Source organism: Rhizobacter sp. Root404 (assembly GCF_001425865.1).
In the GTDB taxonomy this organism is placed as follows: domain Bacteria; phylum Pseudomonadota; class Gammaproteobacteria; order Burkholderiales; family Burkholderiaceae_C; genus LMDS01.
In genome coordinates, this window is record NZ_LMDS01000004.1 from 1,246,983 (window position 1) to 1,269,346 (window position 22,364).

The 22,364-nt window shown below is 57.6% G+C and carries 22 protein-coding genes and 1 pseudogene; 8 read left to right on the top strand and 15 right to left on the bottom strand.

The annotated features are described in order from the left end of the window. Positions 1–5 precede the first annotated feature (5 nt). Complete coding sequence (locus ASC76_RS24535) at positions 6–815, bottom strand: helix-turn-helix domain-containing protein (protein ID WP_162247099.1); 810 nt, start codon at positions 813–815, stop codon at positions 6–8. 199 nt (positions 816–1,014) lie between these two features. Between ASC76_RS24535 and ASC76_RS24540 the strand changes: the two genes are divergently transcribed. Further along, complete coding sequence (locus ASC76_RS24540; protein WP_082548997.1) at positions 1,015–1,560, top strand: MarR family winged helix-turn-helix transcriptional regulator; 546 nt, start codon at positions 1,015–1,017, stop codon at positions 1,558–1,560. Between the two features lie 24 nt (positions 1,561–1,584). Then, positions 1,585–1,938, top strand: a complete 354-nt coding sequence (locus ASC76_RS10355; RefSeq protein WP_056465208.1) for a nuclear transport factor 2 family protein — start codon at positions 1,585–1,587, stop codon at positions 1,936–1,938. Positions 1,939–2,047: 109 nt separating this feature from the next. Here the strand turns inward: ASC76_RS10355 and ASC76_RS24545 are convergent, their stop codons facing one another. From ASC76_RS24545 to ASC76_RS24560, 4 genes are all read right to left on the bottom strand, one after another. Then, positions 2,048–2,902 carry a PhzF family phenazine biosynthesis protein gene (locus ASC76_RS24545; RefSeq protein WP_082549176.1) on the bottom strand — a complete coding sequence of 285 codons (855 nt, stop codon included), beginning with the start codon at positions 2,900–2,902 and terminating at the stop codon, positions 2,048–2,050. Between the two features lie 107 nt (positions 2,903–3,009). Next, the gene (locus ASC76_RS24550; protein WP_082549177.1) at positions 3,010–4,251 is read right to left on the bottom strand and encodes an FAD-binding oxidoreductase; all 1,242 of its coding nucleotides are present in this window, start codon (positions 4,249–4,251) and stop codon (positions 3,010–3,012) included. A gap of 63 nt (positions 4,252–4,314) precedes the next feature. Beyond that, complete coding sequence (locus ASC76_RS26560; RefSeq protein WP_082548998.1) at positions 4,315–4,881, bottom strand: PaaI family thioesterase; 567 nt, start codon at positions 4,879–4,881, stop codon at positions 4,315–4,317. After that, positions 4,859–5,299, bottom strand: a complete 441-nt coding sequence (locus ASC76_RS24560; RefSeq protein WP_082548999.1) for a PaaI family thioesterase — start codon at positions 5,297–5,299, stop codon at positions 4,859–4,861. Before ASC76_RS24560 ends, ASC76_RS26560 begins: the two co-directional genes overlap by 23 nt. A gap of 922 nt (positions 5,300–6,221) precedes the next feature. Here ASC76_RS24560 and ASC76_RS25235 point away from each other — a divergent pair. Continuing rightward, positions 6,222–6,785 (top strand): hypothetical protein, encoded by a 564-nt coding sequence (locus tag ASC76_RS25235; RefSeq protein ID WP_157615501.1) that lies wholly within the window; start codon positions 6,222–6,224, stop codon positions 6,783–6,785. Here ASC76_RS25235 and ASC76_RS10360 read toward each other — a convergent pair. The 5 genes from ASC76_RS10360 to ASC76_RS10365 form a co-directional block, all read right to left on the bottom strand. Beyond that, positions 6,702–7,673 (bottom strand): DMT family transporter, encoded by a 972-nt coding sequence (locus ASC76_RS10360; protein WP_371262106.1) that lies wholly within the window; start codon positions 7,671–7,673, stop codon positions 6,702–6,704. The genes ASC76_RS25235 and ASC76_RS10360 overlap by 84 nt on opposite strands. Before the next feature lie 200 nt (positions 7,674–7,873). Next, positions 7,874–9,034 (bottom strand): ABC transporter substrate-binding protein, encoded by a 1,161-nt coding sequence (locus ASC76_RS24565; protein ID WP_082549001.1) that lies wholly within the window; start codon positions 9,032–9,034, stop codon positions 7,874–7,876. 116 nt (positions 9,035–9,150) lie between these two features. Further along, positions 9,151–9,930, bottom strand: a complete 780-nt coding sequence (locus ASC76_RS24570) for a class I SAM-dependent methyltransferase (protein WP_082549002.1) — start codon at positions 9,928–9,930, stop codon at positions 9,151–9,153. 23 nt (positions 9,931–9,953) lie between these two features. Further along, entirely contained in the window at positions 9,954–10,781 is an 828-nt protein-coding gene (locus ASC76_RS24575) for an oxaloacetate decarboxylase (RefSeq protein ID WP_200947159.1), read from the bottom strand. 327 nt (positions 10,782–11,108) lie between these two features. Then, positions 11,109–11,930, bottom strand: a complete 822-nt coding sequence (locus ASC76_RS10365; protein ID WP_056465209.1) for a TrmB family transcriptional regulator — start codon at positions 11,928–11,930, stop codon at positions 11,109–11,111. A 108-nt stretch (positions 11,931–12,038) separates the two neighbouring features. Here ASC76_RS10365 and ASC76_RS10370 point away from each other — a divergent pair, with 108 nt between their 5' ends. From ASC76_RS10370 to ASC76_RS10375, 3 genes are all read left to right on the top strand, one after another. Then, positions 12,039–12,404 (top strand): RidA family protein, encoded by a 366-nt coding sequence (locus tag ASC76_RS10370; RefSeq protein WP_056465210.1) that lies wholly within the window; start codon positions 12,039–12,041, stop codon positions 12,402–12,404. After that, a complete protein-coding gene (locus ASC76_RS24580) occupies positions 12,401–13,576 on the top strand; it encodes an MFS transporter (RefSeq protein ID WP_082549004.1) in 1,176 nt (391 codons plus the stop codon). The genes ASC76_RS10370 and ASC76_RS24580 overlap by 4 nt, the downstream gene beginning before the upstream one ends. A 131-nt stretch (positions 13,577–13,707) precedes the next feature. Continuing rightward, entirely contained in the window at positions 13,708–14,613 is a 906-nt protein-coding gene (locus ASC76_RS10375; protein ID WP_056465211.1) for a LysR substrate-binding domain-containing protein, read from the top strand. A gap of 67 nt (positions 14,614–14,680) precedes the next feature. On the opposite strand, the gene ASC76_RS24585 is transcribed toward ASC76_RS10375, so the two are convergent. The 5 genes from ASC76_RS24585 to ASC76_RS10390 form a co-directional block, all read right to left on the bottom strand. Continuing rightward, positions 14,681–15,787, bottom strand: coding sequence for a DMT family transporter (locus tag ASC76_RS24585; protein ID WP_082549005.1), 1,107 nt, complete (start codon positions 15,785–15,787; stop codon positions 14,681–14,683). Further along, positions 15,784–16,410, bottom strand: coding sequence for a 2-hydroxychromene-2-carboxylate isomerase (locus ASC76_RS10380; protein ID WP_056465212.1), 627 nt, complete (start codon positions 16,408–16,410; stop codon positions 15,784–15,786). Before ASC76_RS10380 ends, ASC76_RS24585 begins: the two co-directional genes overlap by 4 nt. Then, positions 16,407–17,276, bottom strand: a complete 870-nt coding sequence (locus ASC76_RS24590) for a CmcJ/NvfI family oxidoreductase (RefSeq protein ID WP_082549006.1) — start codon at positions 17,274–17,276, stop codon at positions 16,407–16,409. Before ASC76_RS24590 ends, ASC76_RS10380 begins: the two co-directional genes overlap by 4 nt. A 319-nt stretch (positions 17,277–17,595) precedes the next feature. After that, positions 17,596–18,663, bottom strand: a complete 1,068-nt coding sequence (gene hisC, locus ASC76_RS10385; protein WP_056465213.1) for a histidinol-phosphate transaminase — start codon at positions 18,661–18,663, stop codon at positions 17,596–17,598. A gap of 235 nt (positions 18,664–18,898) precedes the next feature. Continuing rightward, positions 18,899–20,026, bottom strand: coding sequence for a branched-chain amino acid ABC transporter substrate-binding protein (locus ASC76_RS10390; RefSeq protein WP_235580457.1), 1,128 nt, complete (start codon positions 20,024–20,026; stop codon positions 18,899–18,901). Between the two features lie 378 nt (positions 20,027–20,404). Between ASC76_RS10390 and ASC76_RS26565 the strand changes: the two genes are divergently transcribed. Both ASC76_RS26565 and ASC76_RS10400 read left to right on the top strand, forming a co-directional pair. After that, positions 20,405–20,686 carry a DUF3303 domain-containing protein gene (locus tag ASC76_RS26565; protein WP_371262125.1) on the top strand — a complete coding sequence of 94 codons (282 nt, stop codon included), beginning with the start codon at positions 20,405–20,407 and terminating at the stop codon, positions 20,684–20,686. 177 nt (positions 20,687–20,863) lie between these two features. Further along, positions 20,864–22,000, top strand: a pseudogene (locus tag ASC76_RS10400) (IS3 family transposase). Positions 22,001–22,364: the final 364 nt, after the last annotated feature.

A 22,364-nucleotide genomic window follows, 5' to 3' on the forward strand; every position in this document is an offset into this window, starting at 1 on the left:
CGGCATCAAGTCAAATGGTTTGCTTTAGTAGGACGAAGTTCGCTTGGAAGTACGCCTGCTGAGCGCATCATCAATCGACGCAGCGCCGTCGAATCGCTGTATCCGACCGCCGCAGCCACCTGCTCAATTGACATGCGACTGCGTTCGAGCAGTGCGCGTGCGTGCCGTAATCGGACACTCTGAACCAGCGCAAACGTACTCTTCCCCGTGGTTTTATGCACATATCGCGAAAGCGTGCGCGGGGAAACACAGAACTCACGAGCTAGGTCGGTAATCAGCGGCGCGTTGGGGAGCGCATCGCCGATCCTGCTAACAATCTTGTCTACCAGAGCATCTCCGTGTGCCATCACACCAGGGATAACGGCGTCAATCTGGTCCCGCCATCCACCAGGCAGAAGATGCCGCAAAGCTGCTTCAGCAGTACGTGTCCCGCATGACCTGCGAAGCAGGTGAATGAGAAGATCTAGCTGCGCGTAGGCGTTCTTGCACGTCGTAAAGGCGCCCTGCACCACGATCGCACGCGGTGAATGCTTTCCTTGTGGTGTCTTGGCTCCGGAATCTGTCGTCTCCTGTATCTCAGGATCGGTCGCGCTAAGCAGACCAATCGACTCGAGCAAGAGCACCGCCGACCCAGACGCAACCACCTCCCCGCCTTGTCGATGATGGCTGATCAACAAGCTCGCCAGTCGGGACACATCGCTGTTGAGCGCAGCAAGCCCTCGCGCGACTGAATCATCATCGCCAAGATCCGGGACGATCCACGTCGACCAATGAAGCCCTTCAGTCTCGGCCGCGGCGCTGGTCGGCACTGTCATGCCTGATCTGAGCTTCAGGGGACCACCGCGTACCGATACGACTCGTAATCTAGGGAGGGGCTCTCCTGCGCATGGCTCCCGCGCGGCCGCACGGCCCAAGACATCCAAGGTGATCGCCACGCAAGGGTCGTGAGCACCTTCGGGAAGCATCAAGACGAATTGGTGTCGCATGCGTAGATGAAAACGTGCGCGAGTTGCGGTGCAGCTCTTCCGCATCTATCATATCAACCTTGTTGACATGTTCAAGCCGGTTGAACCCTTGATATCCTTGCGCTTTGTCCACTTGCACGCAAAGGCGCTGCAAGTCAGCGCAATGCAATCCGAAAATCGTGACCTTTGGCTCTTTCATCTGGCCTTTCGCGAGCTCGTTCGCGTGCCTGACGAGATCTTGGCTACGTACGGCCTGACTCGAATTCACAACAGGATCCTTTTCGTGATTGCACGATCAGGAGAGATAGCGGTCGGCGACATAGCGGACCGTCTGCGCATCACGCGGCAGGGTATCCACGCACCAATGCGCCAGCTGCGTGCTCAGGGACTGATTGACTCACGACCAAATGAATTGAATCGCTCGGTCCAGCTAGTTAGATTGACAGGGTCCGGTGAGGAACTAGAGAGAAGAGCAGGTGAGGTACAAATTCAACACTTACAGCGCGCCTTTGACGCCAGCGGCTCAGACGGCGCTCAGGGCTGGCGACAAGTGATGATGCACATCGCTATGAACGGCGACGCAACGGACGCATGACCTTATTGGAAAGGAACCCTATCTATGAAGTCTGACCCTCAAAAGTTTGTCGACGAATGGGTCGAAGCTTGGAACTCGCACGATCTAGAGAGAATCCTTTCTCACTACACGGAAGACTTCGAGATGTCGTCGCCTTACATCGTCCAATTCATGAACGATCCGGCGGGCACTCTTAAGGGCAAGGATAAGGTGAGGGCGTATTGGAAGCGAGGCCTCGAGGCCCTGCCCGACCTTCACTTCAAACCGATACGCTTCTACACAGGTGTCAACACCATTGCCCTGAACTACGAAGGAGCGCAGGGAAAGACGGTTGTCGAAGTATTCTTCTTTGCGCCTGATGGTCGAGTTAACCGAGCGACTTCGCTATACACGGGCTGATAGCCCCGGCGCCTCGGTGCAAGCTCATACTCAATCGTCACCGGCGCCGTCTCACTCTGACGCTATTGCGCCCCCAAAAAATCGCGGGCCTGCAACTAAGCCGACGCCACTACTCGCCCCAGGAATGCAGGCCTAGTGGTCCCGCTATTGAGCGCGCATATCCAGCGACCTGCACTCTCCCGCCTTCAACTTGCGGGATCGTTGCAATCAACCGGCAAGGGACACCCATGTCCTCGCCCTGGTTCACGACGATCTCCTGCCCTGGCGGGTATCCGAGGGTACGCAGATAGCCGGCCAAGGCAGCTGCGGCGGCACCGGTCGCGGGGTCTTCAACTAGACCCCCGTATGCAAAAGCATTTCGGACGTGGAACATCTCCGCGGACTCTTCATAGCAGAGCATTGCTGTCACCCATCCGAAACGCTGCATTAGCTCGCGGCCGGATGCGAAGTCATACCTCATGCCTGCCAATAGTTTGCGGCTGACGACTGGAATAAAGATGTGTCGCGCTCCCGCGTCGATCAGCGCGGGGGGTAGGTCGCCGATGTCATTTTGTTTGAGCCTAAAGAGCGTCATTGCTTCGTCCCACTGATCGGCAGGCACGGGAACGGAGTGAGACGGTGGCGAAACGAATGAGGCCCAACCGAGCTTGCCCCGACTGTCCCCGGTGACTTCAATATCACCATTTCTAAGCTTCAATTTGAATTCGCCGGGTCCTTCTCGACGAGCCAGACAAGCGCCAAGTGCGATGGTGGCATGACCACAAAATGGAATCTCTGTCGCCGGCGAGAAATAGCGTACGGCCCATGCGTTCTCAAGAGGGGCGGCAAACACAGTCTCCGAGTAGCCGAGGTGCTTTGCGATCTCCTGCATCAGCTGATTTGATGGAAGCTCGCTTCCAACCAATACGCCGGCCGGATTTCCACCTCGAAGGCCGTCACAGAAGGCCGCAATGTGTTCCATCATTTCGAAATTAGCGCTCATACGAAACCTTACTATGTGATCGGAAATACTGCAGTGATTTAAGTTGGTCGGCGATACGAGGTTGAGATTTCATTGATCGCAGGCGCTTTTCATGCGGAGAACCGCTGCGGCGAAAAGGCCTCTGCCGGCACAAATGGAGTCGACCCGTCGATCAAGTCCGCTAGCAATCTCGCGCTTGCTGGTCCTAGGGTGAAACCTTGATGCCCGTGGCCGCAGTTCACCCACAACCCACGGTGCGCTGGTGCCATTCCAATGACGGGCTTCATGTCGGCGCAGCAAGGACGGTTCCCAACCCAAGGCTCGGACTCGACCGCAGTACCCAAGTACAGCATTGACCGGGCGCTCTTTTCCGCGCTTAAAAGTTGCCTTGGAGTCGAAGGCGCACCCAACTTGGCAATCTCGGCACCAGTGGTAATGCGTAGTCCCTGTGCTACGGGCGCAATGACATAGCCGCGTTCCTCATCAAGCGTGGGTACATTTACCTTTGCGCCTTGTTCAAAGTGGCGGTGATACCCGCGCTTCTCGAACAGCGGCCAAGAGTAGCCAAGCCGGCGCGTGAGTGGTCGCATTTCCGCTCCTAGTGCAAGGACAACGTGTTCCGCTTGAAGAAATCCTTTGCTCGAGCGCACTTGCCAACCTAGCGGGATGGGGCGAAGGGTAGTTGCATCACCCAGGACCACTTGCCCACCAAGCTGTTGATAGAGGGCCGCATATCTCGCGACCAAGGCGCCAGGATCCGTCACATTCCACGTGTCAAGCCAATGCACTGCGCCGGCCAGGTCAGAGGTAAAGGACGGCTCGGCTATCGCGAGTGCATGAGAGTCAAGTTCATTAAATCTGACGCCGTAAATCGTCGAGACGCGCCGCGCGGAGCGCCTCGCCTTATCCAGGGCTCCCCCTGTGCGGTACACAACTCGCAGGCCGTCACGCCTTACCAAATCTCCCGCACTCGCCAACTCGATGAACCGTTGGTGCTCCCTTATGCATGCTGCGATGAGCTTCTGATAGTCATGGCTAATCGCCAGGTGCCTCGCTGGCGCTGAGGCCTTCCAATACGCTAAGAGTTGGGGCGCAGCGGACAGAAGCCCCTGGAGGTGGTAATGAACATGGGGACCAGTATTTAGCGCAATTGTCAGGAGAGAGCGCCAATCTCGCGGCATCGAATAGGGCTCCACCGCTTCTCGCTGGATAAGCCCAGCGTTGCCGTAAGAGGCCTCCTGACCGGGTGCGCGCCGATCAAGTAGGGTCACCTCGTACCCGCGGAGTCGGAGCTCAAGGGCGGCGCATGTGCCGACCATCCCTGCTCCCAGAACCAAAACTTCCTTAGCCATCGTCGCGATCAACAGACCCAGTCCGATGGTTCAATTGCCTGCACCCGGCATCGGGAGCGCATGTCATTGGGGCACGTCGTCGCGGTGGCGAATAGATGGGAACATCCGGAAACTCCCACTCGCGCGTGCAATGAGTCGCCCTCCGGCTACCACCCGGCAATCGGCAAAGGTTAAGGCTCCCCCCACCTTGAGAACTGTTGGTCGAAATTCCACTATCTCCCCTACCTGGGCGGCGTCTACGAAATCGATTGAGAGCGAGGCGGTGACCCCTGTAGTACTGTCCCCGTGCTTACGGCGCGCTAGTAGCAGCGACGTTAATCCCATCGCCATGTCCGCCATGGCACATACGAATCCACCGTGTGCGAACCCCCGAGCGTTGCAATGTGCCGTGCGTATCGTCACGACAAGATCTATGCAGAATTCCGCGTGCCGCATTTCGACGGGTCCCCATGGCTCCGTCAGAGGCGTTCTCCAACTCAACCAGTCGTCTTGCGTTACCGGCAATCTGCACCGCCTTCCGCGTCTCGACACTGAAGTGGCTCTAACAACGGAGACACCGTCTGCGGGAGCGATACCGTGTGGTGCGGGCCCTCGTATTCCTGCAGGGTCATTTTCCATCCCCCCCGCCATTTGCCACTACGAGAAGAGTCTCACCGGTCGCGACCAGCGTTTCACGCTCATCCGAAAGTGCATAGAGTTCACAAGTAGTAAACACCTGCGTCTTGCCCGGCTTCACAACACGGGCACGTGCAGCGAAACGCTTCCCAACGGCCGGCCGCAGGCAATTCACGGAATAGTGAGACGCGAGCACTAGCCCGACCATAGTTACCGCGGCGAAGCCACAGGCGGTGTCGATCAATGCTCCTAAAATTCCTGCGTGGAGGTAACCGGAGTACTGCCCAAGGTCGTCTCGCCACTGCAACTCCACGGTTGCTCGGCCCCGAGAGACTTCGGAGACTTCGAAACCGCACCAACGGTTGAACGCAGCCGAACCGTTGATATTCCGGACCAGTCGTTGTAGGTCCAAGTCAGACTGATTTTCAGCCATAAGAAGGCCTCTTCAATACTGGAGCGGCGCCAGCATCCCCAAAAGGGTCCAAGGGCGCCCGCGCCATACGCAATTGGACAATGCCCCTCAGCATATCGTCCTGGCGCTCCGTAGCGACACTTGTCGCATAGCAATACGCTATGCGACAACCAGCACTTTCATGGTGGGATTAACTGCTGGTAATCTCCTGTTGAGGACCGTCATGCTCCCTAGGAATCAGATCGCGCCCTACCTCTTCGCGCTGGCTGTCACAGCGCTCGGAAGTTGTCCTTCGACGTCGACGGCGGCGGAACGAGAGCTTCGGTCAAACTATTTCGGTGACCCGTTTTTCAAGGTTGCCAACGGCTTTGCAGAGTGTCCTGAGCCGCTGGGCCCACGTGTCACGGAGCAGGAGATGAAAGCTCAATCGCACCATCGAGCCGAACGAGGGACCACGTGTTTCCTTCGGGGGGAATGCGAAAAGCCGAATTCATACGCCTACGACGTCGAGATAGCGAAGGTGATCAAGACTCGGTGGAGTGACGATCCGAAGCGAGCTTTAATGACGATCTGGGTAACAGTTCAGGCACGTGTAGTCTACTTTGAGGGGTGCTCTAAAAAGGGAGAGGACGGCCCCGCTCTGGAGGCCTTCGCGAGGACGGTCGACGACGTACAACAATCCATAGCAACCGTTTTCAATCCCCGTGCAGGCGGGGACGCGCCTTACAAGACTCTTGCCCCATATGCTTACGTGGACCGGCCGCGATAGCGTTACTTGCCTCATGGCACTGGGGATTTCGGCACGCAAACCTTTAGGGTTCGGTCAAAAAACGGCCTATTTAGCTCAGCGCGTCTTGACGCTTACTCAATGGAATGTCCTGCTTGTGAGCGTAGAACTACGCAAATCTGAGCCACAGCTAGACGCGATAGGAAGGACGCCTTCATGAGGCAAGATCGAGTACTCACAATCAATGACTACTTCGATGGCCCCCGATTGGGTATCGCCGAAGTCGCAGGTATCCCGCACATTTATGAAGCGGAATTCGATCACAGTTCGGAAGACTACGGCGACACATATTTCGTATCGCCGGTCGATGCGGATCTGCTGTCGCTCGTCTTAGAGGACTGGGAAATCTTTTCAAGATGGAATGCTGCTCGGTTACTCGGTGACGTCGACGTTGATACACATCCGGCCCTACCCAACGACCGGTTGCGCCACGAGGAAGTGCGGGTAGCTGTTGGCAATCGCCTGCGCACGGAACCTAGTAACAGACGCTATTTCAAAGCGAGGTTTCAACACGCCCAACGCATTGGCGATTGGATCGGTACAACGGTGGCATGGTTGCCATTGCAAATGAGCGACAGCAAACTTCAAGCGGACGCACTCTTTGCGCGTTCAACTTGCAACCTCTCAATGACTCCGTCACTTCTTTTTGATGCTGACTCCCGTGACAACCAGCAAGACTCCAATCATCACAAGTGCAATCCCGGTGCCGGTCGCCCATGACGGCACTTCATGCAGCACCGGTACGCCAATCAAAGCGGCCAGCGCAGGCACCAAAGCTCCGAATATCGCGGCACGGGTAGCGCCTAAGCGTCGAGATGCCTCGGCGTAGAAGAACAAACCGAGGATGGCGACCCCGACACCCTGGGCGGCTGCCTGAAACAATACAGCTCCTATAGGTGCGCTGAAGATCCGAGGTTGAAGACAAAGTAGATAAATCGGGGCAAAGAGTACGCATGAACCAACGTTGACCACAGCCGTGGCTTGCCAAGAACTTAAACCCGACCGCCTCTGAGCGAGGGTGTAGCTAGCGAACAGCAACCCTGCAAACAGGAAGAGAAGATCGCCTCGCCATTCACCACCGTTTCGGTTGAACAAGAGTGACTCCCCACCGATAGCCACAACACCCGCCAAGACCACTCCCATTCCCATCAACTGAGCCTTGGTGAAGCGTTCTCCGAACAGCCCTGCCGACAGCATTGCGACGAAGAGTGGCATTACCCCAATCATGAGCGTGGCGACATGTGACGCGGGCGCAAAGCGCATCCCGGTGGAAGAAATGAACATGAAAGGCACGCCCGCCCCGGTCAGCATTACCAGCAGCTTCAGGGCTCCAATTCGCCAAAACACAGCGCGGTGGCGGATTAGAACCGGCCATAAGAGGAGCGAGGAGACGCCGAATCTCAGGAACGTAACGTCCGCGGGACCAAGGTTAGTGGTAACCGCAAACCGCGTAGCGACCGACCAACCGGCCCAGACGAGAGCGACCATGAATCCGCATAGGGCACCCAAGACAAGATTCGTAACGCCACCCTGGGCCGCTGGCGAGAGGGGGCTCACGTGAGCTGCGGTTACCGGGCGAGCGAGTTGATCAGCCGGTTCTGCTTGCACTTCGTATTCCCTTCGCCTTTGGCGTGCTGAGCGACAGTAGGTGTCGCCGTCTATATGGGCCGAAAAGCGCCAAGTACGTAGAAGAATCCATGGCGCGTTTGATGCTTCGGGAAAGGCCAGGAGCAGGCAACGCTTGCTCGTCGGTGCGAGCTGAGAGCTGCCGTCTCCAGGGTATGCCCGAACCTGATTCGGCTATGTGCCTAATCGCTCGGTCGCCATCTTCGAACATCAGCATCAGGCGGCATCACCGCCTTGCCATCGATGTACGAGTGGTTTGTCACCACGCCCAGGCCACCGCTGACCGACGTTGTGCCGACATAGGTTCCCATCGTGGATTGATGGTCAATCCGTCGGTAAATTACGGGCCCGAGTGGTGTATCCACCGGCAGTTCCGCGAATGCACCAACCAGCTTCTCGGTCTCAGTACTTCCCGCCCTTTTGATTGCTGCCGCGATCGACTTGATTGACGCGTATCCGATCACCGATCCGAGCCGCGGATGATCGTTCCATCGCCTCGTATACGCGCTCACGAATTTTTTGTGGTCGGCAGTCTCTATGCTGTACCAAGGATATGCCGTCACTATCCATCCTTCTGGAGCGTCTTCTCGAAGGGGCTCGAGATACTCCGGCCAGCCCGACAATATTGATACCACGGAGCGGCCGTTGAAGAGGGCTCGCGTTTGCCCTTCCCGGACAAACTTAGCTAGATCAGGTCCGAACAAGACGTTGAAAATGGCGTCCGGCTTTCTGTCTGAAATTGCTTGCACGGTTGGTCCGGCGTCGATGCGACCAAGTGCCGGCGACTGTTCCACAACGAATTGAACGTCAGGCTGCTCCGCTCGGAGCAGCCGCTTGAACGTCTCCGAAGCAGATTGACCATATTCGTAGTTCGGATAGACGATGGCCCAACGTTTCCTGCGGAGCTTTGCCGCCTCTCTAACGAGCATCGCGACCTGCATGTAGGTGGATGGAGCTAGTCGGAACGTGTAGCGATTCCCGTTCTGCCACGTTATCTTGTCAGTCAAAGGCTCTGACGCAAGGAAGAGTACTTTCCTTTGCTTGGCGAAGTCAGCGACCGCCAGCCCCACGTGTGACAAGAAGGTACCGAAAAGCAGATCGACGCGTTCGCGGACGACGAGATCTTCGGCCACTCGTACGGCGTCCCCTGGATTTCCCTGATCGTCCCGAGAGATGACCTCAACCGGGCGCCCCAGCAAACCACCTGCTACGTTGACTTCCTCAAGCGCCAACTGCCAGCCCTTTCTATAGTGCTCTAGAAAAGAAGGCTGCGCTTTGTAGCTATTGAGCTCACCTATTTTGATGGGCTGTGCGTGTACGAGCCCGCTGACGATTAAGAACATCAAACCAATCAGTTTTCGCTTCAAAGGACGCCCCGTTCATGCATCGCAATTTGAAAGGCTGCATAGCCACGGCCATAAAAACTTACACGAAAGCCGTAGCGCTAGCACGACCCCCGTCAAGGCCGACCAACAACCAGCACCAAAGCGCCGAGCAGTGTGGGCTGCCTGCGCAGATGGCCATGCTTCGCATCCCAGCTCCCATCCGACAGTGCGTCTCTGAGCCGCTTTGTCGCCTGCGCGGCGACAGTGGGATCGACGAGGCTCCAAGATGAGCAAGCCAAGCGCGCCCGAACGTCAAGAAGCATCTCTGGACGCCCGTAGTAAGCGTCGTTGAATCCGTCAGTGCAATTCAGTGGAATCGGAACCCGCTGCACTGTGGCATCTCCACCCAATCCGGCAACCAATGTGTCGATCGCGGGAAATCGAGATATCTCGACATTGATGACTTCCGGCGCGTACTCCCATAGCCACCAATCTCGCAAAAGCGTTGGATCGCAGGTCAAAAGTGCCACGGGACCGCGAGTAACGCGACGAACCTCTTCAAGCCCTCGATGCACATCACCCCATTGATGCACCGTAAAGGTCCCCATGGCCGCGTCGAAGACTCCATCGTCAAATGGAAGGTTCTCGGCAGCTGCATCAATGGCGGGCACAAGATGCGCAGGTCGGCGCGCTCTCATCGTTGCAGAGGGCTCTACGGCCGTTACTATGCGGTCAAGCGGCTCATACGATCCAGTGCCCGCACCAATGTTGAGCACTGTTTGCGCGCCACCCAAAGCCTTATGGACGGCGGCGGCGATTCGGCTGTCGGCCAACCGGTAGTCGTTGTACACGGTGCCGATAGGTTGATAGTCAACATCTCCAGCGCTCCCATCGCTCGCACGTATCGGGTCCATCTTTGAGCTCGGTCTCGCTGTGGCTAAAGGAACGTACCAAACAGTTCGTTTAATTCCTTGCCTGAGACCGCTGTCTTCGCATAATCGACCGTCCCATGCTCCATTAGCTCGGCCGCAGCGCGAGAGAATTCCCCAAGTGCCGCCCTAGCGAGCGACCCGCCGACGCTGAATCTCTTAACGCCCAGCCGATTGAGTTCTCGGGCCCCAAGCGTCATTCCAGACACACCCATGAGCACGTTCAGTGGACGATCAATCGACCGAACCACCTCCGCGATGTCTTCCCGGCTCGTGATTCCTGGCGCGAACAAGACATCGGCGCCCGCTTCCTGGTATGCCTGCAGCCGCTCGATGGTGTCCTTTAGACTCGGTCGGCCAACAAAGTAATTTTCAGCCCTCGCTGTCAACAGAAACGGAAACGGCAAAGACCGAGCCGCCTCCGCCGCTGCCCGAATTCTTTCGGCCGCCAGCGATAGAGAATAGAGAGGCGACTCATGGTTTCTTGTTAGGTCCTCGATGGAGCCGCCGACTGCGCCCGCTTCGGCGGCGAGTCGAATGGTCCGGGCAGCCTCTTCCGGTCGGTCGCCGAAGCCGTTCTCAAGGTCTGCACTCAACGGGAGTTCGGTCGCGTTCGCCAACTGGCGGATGTGCGCGAGAGCGAGCTCTTGCGTAATCGAATTGTCAGGCCTTCCCAATGAAAACGCGTGACCTGCACTAGTTGTGGCTAGGGCCTTGAAGCCCAGTTTAGAGAGGAGTCGTGCGCTGCCTATGTCCCAGGGATTCGGAATCACAAAGCCTTCGCGTCCGTCATGTAGCGCCCTAAACGCGAGCGCCTTCTCTGCTTGGGTCACCACCAGACCGTCCATTGTGAGTCCTTATGAGTTCGGCGATTCCGCCTTCCGCGTTCGCGTGAGGTCACCCCAACGGCGGCGAATGATGTTGGCACTGGAGGCGTCACGACCACCCTCCTCTAGGCGCGTAGTAGATCCCGTGCATATGAATGCGGTCGTCTGGCCCGGATGGACCGATTACAGTCTTTACCGCGCACAGGTTCAATAGACTTTTGCGACAACTCGCATGACCATCGCGAATGTCGCGCTCACCGCGGGTGCGGTCGTTTTGGGCAGGGCGCGCAATTGCTGAGTGCTGTCGTGGCTCTCACCACGAACGCAGTACAGGATCTACATCGAGAGCTTCTGTATAGGACGCATCATCGCCTGCATGGCAGGAGCGCCCAACAGCTTTCGATAGGCACCTGGTGGCATCGCATTGATCATTAAACTTCCGCTCACATCCGCCTTGACGTACTCCACTGCGAGCAGAGCGATGACGGGATTCGTGGTGACAGTGGCTTGATCGGGCGTTTGATCACCAAACTCGGCCACAACTGAATCAGAGTCGTCAGCGACCACCACGGACAAGCGACGGCCCGAAAGTCGCAGCCTTGCGCTAGCGCCGCATTCCGCCATGTTATAGGTGTGCGAAACCTTGAGAGTGCGAACTCCGTAGATGGCGACATGAGTCTCCACCCCTCGCGCTGTTGCCTCCTCAAGCGGGGCACCAAGTTCGTCAAGCTCCTCGTCCCACACTCCCATGAAGAGGGTGACCTTCGCATTCACCGCGGCGCGCCCAAACGCCCGAATGATTGAGTCTCGCCCGTTCAGTGACCAAACTAGCCCGGGCTCTTGAAGAGCTGGCAGACGATCGAGAGAAGCGGCTGCGGTTTCGAGGTCCGCGTTGAAGCGATCTCTTATCTCACTCAGCAGCGAACTGTGCGGCACAGCTACATACCGAATCGGCTCCGAACGATGAACCATTACCGCTCCGCGGCTCTCGAGGCGAGCCAAGGTTTCATAGATTTTTGACGGAGGCATGGCGGCCCTCCGTCCGACCTCGGCCCCTGTCAGCGGCAATTGACCGACGAGCGCGGTGTACGCCTGTGCTTCGTACTGTGTGAAGCCCAGGCGTATCAATGAAGAAATCAGTGTGGAGTCGGCGAGCATGCAAGGGTCCAGGAGTGATTCAAGCACTTGACTACTACCGTGGTGGTATAGCATGATGGACGCAACTACCTCAGTAGTTAATCATGTCTAACACCGCAAGGAACACAAATGCGCCAGCTCATCAGCAGCGGCTCCCCGTGGGAGTCGAAGGTCGGATACTCGCGGGCGGTAGTTGTCAAAGACACCATCTACATCTCCGGGACTGCAGGAAAAGGTCCAGACGTTTATTCGCAAACGCGAGACGCAATCGCCACTCTTGAGCAGGTGCTCAAGGACAGCGGCTTCGCGTTGTCAGACGTAGTGCAGAGTCGCTTGGTCGTGGCGGACTTCGAGCACTGGCAGGAGGCAGCGCGTGCACACGGCGAGGTCTACGGCGCGATACGCCCCGCTTTTTCGCTCGTTCACTCCCTGCCGTTTGTGGAGAGCTCTATTCTGGTTGAGGTCGAAGCGATTGCGATCAGAGCGACGGCGTGAGCTGTATTGACCGAAACATCCGCCTAACAAACGCGACGGTCGTCGTACTCTCGGTTGTTGCGGGCGGAGCGATTGCGAGCGACTATGCGTTGCAACCGGCGCTTTCGGGGATCGCACACGAATTCAATGTGCGCGTTTCGCTCATCACCGCAATTGCATCCTCAACGATGGTTGGCTACATCGTTGGCCTGGCACTGTTGGTGCCGCTGGTCGACAGCGTTGGCGCGAGACGAATCATTCCCTGCCAGCTGAGCGCTCTAGCGTTCGCCCTATTGGTTGCCGCTTTGGCACCTGGCCCTGTCACGTTGCTGGCTTCCCTTTTGTTGATCGGCGCCACAACAACCGTGGCGGCCCAGTGCACTGCTGTCGTAGGCAAGTACTCGCCTCCAGCTCGGCGCGCTAGTGACATCGGAACGATAGCTGCAGGAATCTCAGCTGGGATTCTCCTCAGCCGTTTTGTCGGGGGATGGCTAGCTCACACGTATGGTTGGCGGGGCGCACTTCTCGCCTTTGCCGCCTTTGCCGCCTTGGCCGCACCAGTGACTTGGGGGCTGCTTCGCCCGGAACTCACACTTGCCCGCCGCGGATATCTCGACTCAGTTCGCGAGGTTAATTTGTTACATCGCCGCTACGCGTCGCTGCGGCGACGCACATGCAGTGGAATGCTCTGGTTCTTTGCCTTCAATCTCGTCTGGGTTGGCCTAGCCATCAGCTTGGCGGCACCGCCGCATAGCCTTAATCCTGCCCAGATCGGCCTTTATAGCTTTGCGGGCGTGCTGGGTCTAGCAGTCATTCGACCAGCTGGTCGCCTCGTTGACAGGTTTGGGTCGCGCCCGGTGCTATTAGCCTCCTTGGCCGCGACATCCCTCTGCTCCCTACTCCTCGCTGTTTCGCTGCACTCAGTCGTGGTTACCGCAGTAGCACTGGCGCTCTTTGACACGGGATGCTTTGCGGCTCAGGTTGCGAATCAAGCAAGCATAGTAGCCATCGATCCACGCCGTGCCGGCTCTCTAAGCGCCGCCTACTTGGTGCTTTACTACGGAGCAGGCGCCGTAGGCGCAGCCATCGCCGGCGTCATCGTCTCTAATCTCGGATGGACCGGCATCGCAGTCATCGCGGCGGCGGCCACGACTGCCGCAGCGTGGTTGGCGTCTGCAGAAAAGAAAGTGTAGGGCCGCGAATTGCTGCGGAACGCTGACTTAAACCCCAGAGAATGTCACTGAAGTGCATCGATCTCGAAGGGGCGACCAACTCCCTCTGTGCTGAAATGTGGTTTGGCGTGGCCATCACATGATCGACGGGAATGTCGCTTCCACTTGTTCGGCTTTCATCTCTCGACTTAATACGGGGGTTCGTGGCAGTTGGCCGGCGCATGAGCATAACGCTCGCATCTCAGGACTTATGCCTCACGCAATCCGCCGTCAGTCGGCAGATTCATGCGCTTGAAGACCATCTTGGAGTCAAGCTGTTAGTACGGGGCCATCGCTCCATCTCGTTCACGCCTGAGGGGGAGCGCCTGTTTTCTGGCGCAGACAAAGCTCTGCAGCAGCTACAGGAAGTGGTGGGAGACCTCACTGCATCCAACGCACTTCGACCTGTGATGGTGAGCGCCAGCGTTGGTGTCACTGGGCTCTGGCTGCTCCCACGACTGAGTCGCTTTCAAAAGCTGTATCCAGCCGTCGACCTCCGCGTCTCAGCAAACAACCACGTTACGGATTTGCGCCGCGACGGGATCGATCTCGCGATTCGGTACACAACCGCCGACCTCGCGCCAGAGGGATCAACGTTTCTGTTTGGGGAATCGATTGCGCCGGTTGCGCACCCATCTCTTGGCCTCGCAGATTTGCTAAGCGCGAGCGACCTCTCAGAGGCCTCTCTTCTGGAGTTCGATGATCCGACTCATCCAACGCTGCAATGGAGCGATTGGATCGGGTCCATGGGGTGGGCCAAGGCAAAGCACAAAGGAGTCCTCCAGTTCAACCAGTACGACCAGGTCATTCAGGCGGCACTGGACGGGCAAGGCGTTGCGCTCGGGAGGCTCGAGCTCATTCAGCCCCTGCTGAACGAGGGACGCCTGGTAGTACTCGCGACCCCTAAGCCTCGATCGGAGTTGACACACGGGTATTGGCTGATTCGGTCAGCCGACAGACCACGAGAGGAAGTTCGGAGAGTCGCCGAATGGATTGAGTGCGAGGCGCAAAACAGATAGCTTAGCGACGACATCGATGTCAAGCAGGAGAGAAGGCATCGAGCCGTCTCTGCCGGACCGAACTCGCTCATCCCCTGTCAATTGAAGCGATCAGGAGGTAGGGGTCGTCGCCCGGCCCCCCGATTCGAACCCGCCTCGGACCCCTGGGATTTAGCAGTTGGTAGTCATCTCCGCGATACGACGCGTATCGATCAAAAGAGTCATACATGCTGAAGAAGTCCTCCGGCCCATCCCGGCACGCGACACCTTCACTTATAGATCTACTTGGCCTGAGAGATATCGTCATGCCTAAAGTGACAACGGATACGCCGATCCAAGCAAGAGTGCTAGGGCTTTCGCCAAGCAAGAGAAGCGCCGCCGTAGCCGTCACACAGGGCACAGCTGCCGTGAAAAGCGACGTTTCCACTGCTCCTAGCGAAGCCACAGCGCGCGAATAGACAAATACAGAAAGAGCACCGACAAGGACGCCTTGAAACACACCCTGGACGGCAAGTTCGTGCCAAGTAGCATTGAAGAGCGCCTTGTCCGGCAGTAGCGCGTATATCGGCAAGAAGCCGCACATTGAGAAAACTGCCACGATCGATGCGGAATGCCCAGGTGCTAGACCTCGACGACGAGCGAGAAGCCCGTACGCCGACCAGCTAATGGACGCCAAGAGAAGCGAAATGTCTCCAAGCAATTGCCGGGGTGTGCTTGAGCCGAGACTGTCCCAGGCCATCGCCACAATACCGAGAAAGATCGTCGCTAAGCCGAACACCCGTCGCCTAGTGGGTTGCGCCGCCGGGAGAAACCACGCAAGAGCGAAGGTAAAAAGCGGTAGCGTCCCATGGAGCAGTACCGCGCCATGTGACGCTGGAGCAAGTGCGAAGCCGGTATAAGCGCAAAGTGCAAACCCGAAACCTCCAGTGACGGCAAGCGCCAGTGCATCGCGCCATCTCACACCAGTCAATCCGTAGTGGATTAGGACCGGCAGCATGATCAAACCGCCGATCGTAAAGCGCAATGCGGCCAAGTCAACGACGCGCAAAGACGTCGAAAACCCCAGTCGCGATACGAGCGTGAAGCCGGAAAACAGAAGAATGACGACCAGGCCGCACAGCACCCCAATCAACCGATCCCAGCGATTCGAAGCGATCGAGTCTGCGTCTGGCGACTGGAGCGGAGGTGCGGTCATTCATCCGCTCCCGTGCAATGCGCGATCGCATCCTCTAACCGATCGTTCCCCCAGAACATCTCTTCGCCAACGAAGAACGTAGGTGCGCCGAATATTCCCCTCGCCGCTGCTGCCTCCGTTTGCTTGCGAAGCGCGAGCTTGTTCGTATCCGAGACGGCCAACTCCACGATCTCTTGAGCCGGCAGACCCAGATCAGTCAAGACCCGGAGAACGACTTCCTGCGTGTCAATGTCGACATCCTCAGAGAAGTTAAGCGTCATCATTCGGCGGGTGTAGGCGCCTATCCACTCTTTGTCTGAGCCCACCAATGCGACGCGCAGCGGCAAGATCGCACTCCTGGGAAACTTCGAGGGCTGAGTCCAAGGCACACCATATTTCTTGCATTGCCGCACCATGTCCTTCCAGGCGTATTCGCCCTTAGCCTTCTGCAGGACAAACGGCGACGATTCCCAACCGAAGCTCCTAAAGATGGGGCCAAGTAAGAACGGCTTCCACTCGATTTGAACGCCGTTCTTTGCCGCCAGCGCCTCGATCCGCATCACGCTCAAGTAGCTGTAGTTGCTGCCAAATTCAAACCAGAATTCGATGGGTTTGATCGACGTTTGATTGATGGCGGCGCTCATGCTTGCCCCCCAAAGACCACGAGGCAACGCAGTTCAATGCTTTCTCGCAATGGAGCATCCGGCGGAATATCTGGAAGATCGAACGCTGTGTGTAGAGTAAAGCGGGAGACGCCACTGACCTGAGAGTCGTACTGCTTGAACACGAGAGCTTCGTGCCGATCCATTTCAGAGAAGTAGGACCAGTGATGAAGGGGCGAGTAGTTGGCAACGTAGATTTCACCCGTTCGACGTGGATACCTCACCTCACTGACGACCAGGTCCGATGCGTTAAGCGTCCGCGCGTCGCACACCGCCAGTGGCGTATCCAACACGGGACCTTTGATCGAACGCCATATGTTGATAATGCAGTAGCGTCTGACCCGGGATACCGCCTCTGGATCGTTAAGAACGAGGTCCAGTCGCTTGCGGCCGGAAGCTTCCGTATAGTCGTTGTGAATTCGTCCGTTGGCGGCTGCCACCGACCCCTTTTGATTGCGACCGAAGGTCAACTGGGCCCGATCTGGCTCACGCTTCCGAACCAGATGGTCAAAGACGTACGCGCGAGTTCCGCCCGTGGCCGAAAGTGCAAGCTCCGCTGCTTCCGCGTAGTAAACGTTTTTAATGGCCTCAACGTCGTTGAAGTCAGTAACCGCGGACGGCGAATCGCACAGCACAAAGCCCTCTCGGTGTAGTGAGGGGATCTCACGCGCATAGCGCGCATCCGCGATCGTCACTTTGGTGAAGTCGTAGTCGCAGTTTTCCCATGGGGTTCCTGGCGGCGGCTCATAGGCATAGCTATGAGGAGTGGTCGTCGTCGGCTTGAGGTAATTCACGCCAGCGACCACAGAGGTCTGACGTTGATGCCAACGCATTTGTGAGGCGGACATGGAAGAAGCCGAAAGCTGGTGGACTGAATTCATCGCGGTCCCTAGGCAAGGTTGACAAAAACGGCGTTCTGTCGGCCGTCGTGTGAGTCGCCATTCAACCTGCTGTTGAGAGGACGCTCAAGTTACTTTCGCGTCGTCTTGAATGAGCTTTGGGAATGTTCGCTCCGCCGAAAATGACAACGTACAACACGCGAACTGGCGTGTACGTGGCTCGAGAACCTCCAGCTTTCAACAGGCGGGCGGGGAAATTCGTGAGGCTAAAACGTGTCCCCAAGGGAACTGATCAATCCGAACAGAACGCCGACTAGATTGGTGCCCTTCATGGTCTTCCGATGAGCGAGTCGATGAGTCTTGCGCATTGCTCTGGGGTACCCACGGTGATCCGAATGAACTCTGCAGTTCGCGGGGAGTTGAAGTGACGCACCAAGATTCCGTCTGAGCGCAGCGTCGACATCAGTTGCTGCGCGCTTTTGCGCGGATGCCGCACAAACACGAAATTCGCCATTGATGGCTGAACTTCGAAGCCAAGGGACTCCAACGCCAGGGACAACGACTCACGGCTGCGGACGACGGCATCTCGTGTCCGATGGAAGTACTCGACATCGGCCAGTGCGGCGGCTGCCCCGGCCTGAGCAATTCGATCCAGAGGGTACGAATTGAAGCTGCTCTTGACGCGCTCCAGCCCTTCCACGAGCGTGGGGTGTCCGAACGCGTATCCGACGCGAAGACCGGCGAGTGAGCGAGCCTTCGAGAAGGTCTGCACTACCAGCAGGTTCTCGAACCGTGGCACCAATGAGACTGCCGAGTCGCCGCCAAAGTCGATGTAAGCCTCATCGATGACCACAACCGACTCCCGACACCCCTCAACCAGCCGCTCGATTTCGGATAACTGGATTAGCCGCCCAGTGGGGGCGTTGGGATTGGCTATGAGTACACCGCCATAGGGCTGGCGTACCGCAGTCAAATAGTCGTCGACGCGAAGTGTTAAGTTGTCCGCAAGTGGAATGAGCTTGAACGGAACGCCGTACAAGCGACAGTACGCGGGATAGAAACCATAGCTGACGTCAGGCATCAGCAGCGGCTTGCCATGGGACATCAAACCGTGAAACGTATGCGCCAACACTTCGTCTGAGCCATTTCCCACGAACACATGTTGAGCCGTGAGACCCACCGACGCAGCAAGCGCAAGTTTCAGCTCTGACGAGTCTGGATCGGGGTAAAGCCTAAGAGAGTCGGCAATCGCCTCCGAAAGTGCACGGTGAACTGTCGGAGAAGGAGGATATGGATTCTCGTTGGTATTGAGTTTCAGGATGCCCGGCGACCTAGGTTGCTCACCGGGAGTGTGTGGTGTGAGTTGATGGACGACCGGGCTCCAAAAACGGCACATCAACAAATTCCTTGACTCTTCACGTGGTACCTACTCAGGCAAGATAGCCGGGAAAAGGGCCGCCAGCGCTGAAGGAAAAAAAAGAGGAATCGACGGAGTCCAGATCGATTCCTCCAAGCCTTCATTCGTGAGCGACCAACTTGCCGTTACTTGGCGAAGTATCTCGTCCTCTCTTGCCGACAACCATCAGTCCAAAAAACAAGGACTGCGCCTAGGTGAACGACATTTCACACAGCTACCGCACTACGGCGATCTGCTCGCGCTTGCCTGACTTGTAGGTAAAGAGAGTAAGGGCTCCGTTCTTGACATCGCCCTTCTCGTCAAACGATATGTTTCCTGTCACGCCCTTGTAGTCAGTGGTCTTCGCCAACACTGGGAGATAGACCTTCGGGTCGGAGGATCCCGCCTTGACCATAGCCGAAACAAGCACGTTTACCGCGTCATAAACGTAGGGTGAATAGATCTGAACATCTACTCCGAACTTGCGTTTGTAGTTTTCCTTGAACTTGTCCATGCCAACCTTTTGGCCACCCTCCACCCCACCTGCTTCAGCGCAAATCACCGCACCATCGGTAAGTAGGCCACCCGCAAGTTTGGGCAACTCAGGTGAACATATTCCGTCTCCGCCCATCATCGTCGCGTTGATTCCAAGCTGTTTCATCTGACGGGCCAAGGGCCCGGCTACGGCGTCCATGCCGCCAAAGAAGACGATGTCCGGCTTCTTGGCCTTGACGGAGGTCAAGATGGCGGAAAAGTCGGTGGATTTGTCGGTCGTGTACTGCTGCTCGGCGATGACGCCGCCACTTGCCTTCACCGCCTTCGCGAACTCTTCCGCGACGCCCTGGCCGTACGCAGTCCGATCGTCAATCACGACGATCGATTTCCCTTTGAGCTCTTTGATTGCGTACCTCCCGAGCGAGCCGCCGAGATGCACGTCATCAGCGACGACCCGAAATGTCGTCTTGTATCCTTGCCGCGTAAATTTGGGGTTTGTAGCCGAAGGAGAAATCTGCGGAATACCAGCGTCGCTGTACACCTTAGATGCCGGAATGGAGGTGCCAGAGTTCAAGTGCCCGATTACGCCGTTGACCTTCGAATCGACGAGTTTTTGAGCAACCGCGGTTCCCTGTTTGGGGTCGCCCGCATCGTCCTCTGTCAAGAGCACCAAACGGACGCTCTTGCCTCCGATGGACACACCCTTCGCGTTCAGCTCGTCAATTGCCATCTTGGCCCCGTTCTCGTTGTCCTTGCCTAAGTGTGCGACAGGACCGCTTACGGGGCCAACGTGGCCAATTCGAACGACCTCCTGTGCGTAAAGGGCAGAAGAAAATGCCAAGCCACTCATGGCAACAGTGTGGATCATGCAGGTGCGCAACATTGAGATTCTTTCCTTGGTTGGCGTGAGCTGATTCGCTAGACGTCAGCGACATGTACGACGGGCCATGCCGCCGCTTCGCCACGCTAGCGATGGCGGCTTGCGAAGCGATATTCAGACCGGATCGTGCGAAAGCACGCGCGAGGTGTCACATAACGAGTTTTCATTTGACTCCTGGGATATCGGCCGCCAGCGTGTAGGCCCAGTCAGTCTTTTGCTTCGCTGCGGCAATGGGACGGGCCTGGAAGCGGTCCATAAGAAGCGCCGTTGCGGGCCCTACGATTTCGAGAGACCGTGCATAGCAACGAGATGGCCTCCTGATCACACAGGTGAGGCTAGGTAATTAAAGGAACATATATGCTGTTTATGGTGATAGAGACATTCGCTGGAAACGACATGCTCCCGGTTTACCAACGCGCGCGAGAGAGAGGGCGAGGTCTTCCAGATGGCCTCACTTACGTTAATAGCTGGGTGGAGCCAAGCTTCAGACGGTGCTTTCAGTTGATGGAGTGCAACGACTTATCGCTTCTGCAGAGGTGGGTACTGCACTGGACTGGAACTGGCGTGAGCTTTGACTTTTTTCCAGTGGTTTCCAGCGCGGAGACTGTCGAAGCAGTCACGCCTTATCTTCGGGCTCACGATACTTAATTAGAGGATGCCAGTCGGCTTATCTAGAGAGCATCGCGTCAGGCCCCCAGGGGCCAAGCACGTAGCGCTCGCTCAGGGGGCGGCCACAAGAGCACGATTGCTGTGCAGATGACCTGCCCCCTGCCAGCCATACCAACCTGAAATAGCAGGAGTCCGCCAACCCGGAGAATGGCGGACATGAGGAAGAGCAAATTCACAGAGGAACAGATCATCGGGTTCCTCAAGCAGGCCGAGGCCGGCCTGGCGGTGGTCGAGATCTGTCGCAAGGGCGGGTTCTCAGACGCGACGTTCTACAAGTGGCGCGCCAAGTTCGGCGGCATGGAGGCCTGACGCGAAGCGGCTGCGCGAGCTGGAGTCGGAGAACGCCAAGCTCAAGAGCCTGCTGGCCGAGGCGCATCTGGACATGCACGCGCTCAAGAGCGTCCTGGGCGTAAAAAGATAGCCCCACAGGTCAAGCGGCAAGCCATCGAGCGACTGATCAACGAGCATCAGATGTCCGAGCGGCACGCGTGCAGACTTGTGGGGCTAAGCCGTGACAGCTACCGGCACGCGCCGGTAGCCAGCGCCCAGACCGCGGCGCTGAAGACCAAGATCGTGGAGATCGCGCACACACGCCGTCGCTTCGGCTACCGGCGCGTGCACGACCTGTTGCGACCGGACTTCCCTGGCGTCAATCACAAACGCGTGTACCGGCTGTACACGGAGGCCAACCTGACAGTGCGCAAGCGCAAGAAGGTGCGCAGGCCACCCGCGGAGCGCACGCCGCTCAACATCGCCACCCAGGTCAACGAGGTATGGAGAATGGACTTCGTCAGCGACAGCCTGGCCAATGGAAGACGGCTGAAGTGCCTGACCGTGGCCGACGACTTCAGCCGCGAGGCTGTGGACATTGCGGTGGACTACGGCATCAGCGGTCAGTACGTGATCAGGCTGCTGGACCAAGCCGCGCGGTTCCGGGGCTACCCGGCTGCTGTCAGGACCGACAACGGGCCAGAGTTCACCAGCCGAGCGTTCATCGCCTGGGCACAGAGCCATGGCATTCGACACATCCTGATCGAGCCAGGACGGCCCATGCAGAACGGCTACATAGAGAGCTTCAACGGCCGGTTCCGCGACGAGTGCTTGAACGAGCACTGGTTCCAGACGCTGCATCAAGCGCGCAAAGAGATCGCGGCATGGCGCCTCGACTACAACGAGGTTCGGCCTCACGGGAGCATTGGGCGCATGCCACCGGCACGGTTCGCTGAGCAGCATTGCCGGCATGCCGGCAATGCTGCTCAACAGATCACACCAGCCAACAACGAGATCCAGTAACCTTCAACCAGGACTTCTGCAGCATTGGTACGGCGGAAGGGGGCACGTCACAGACGCTCAAATACTACGTACAGGTGTAGGTGGTTGAGCGCGAGATACAGGACATCGACCCGGGCGAACGACGACGCATCAGAAAGTTAGAGGCGCGGCGAGTGGCCGATGCTCTAGGCAATGGTTGACGTTGCAACGGCTGAAGGTCCGGGATGGTTCGGCCAGCGCGCCGGCCGATAACAGTTAGGGCGAGCACCAGATCCGCGAAACAACTGGTTGTTCGCATGAAGGAAGCGTGCGAGCGAGCAGGTGTGCTGCCGCCCTCAAGAGCCAAGTCGCTCGGCCCGCCCCAGTCGCAGTGCAGAACAACCTC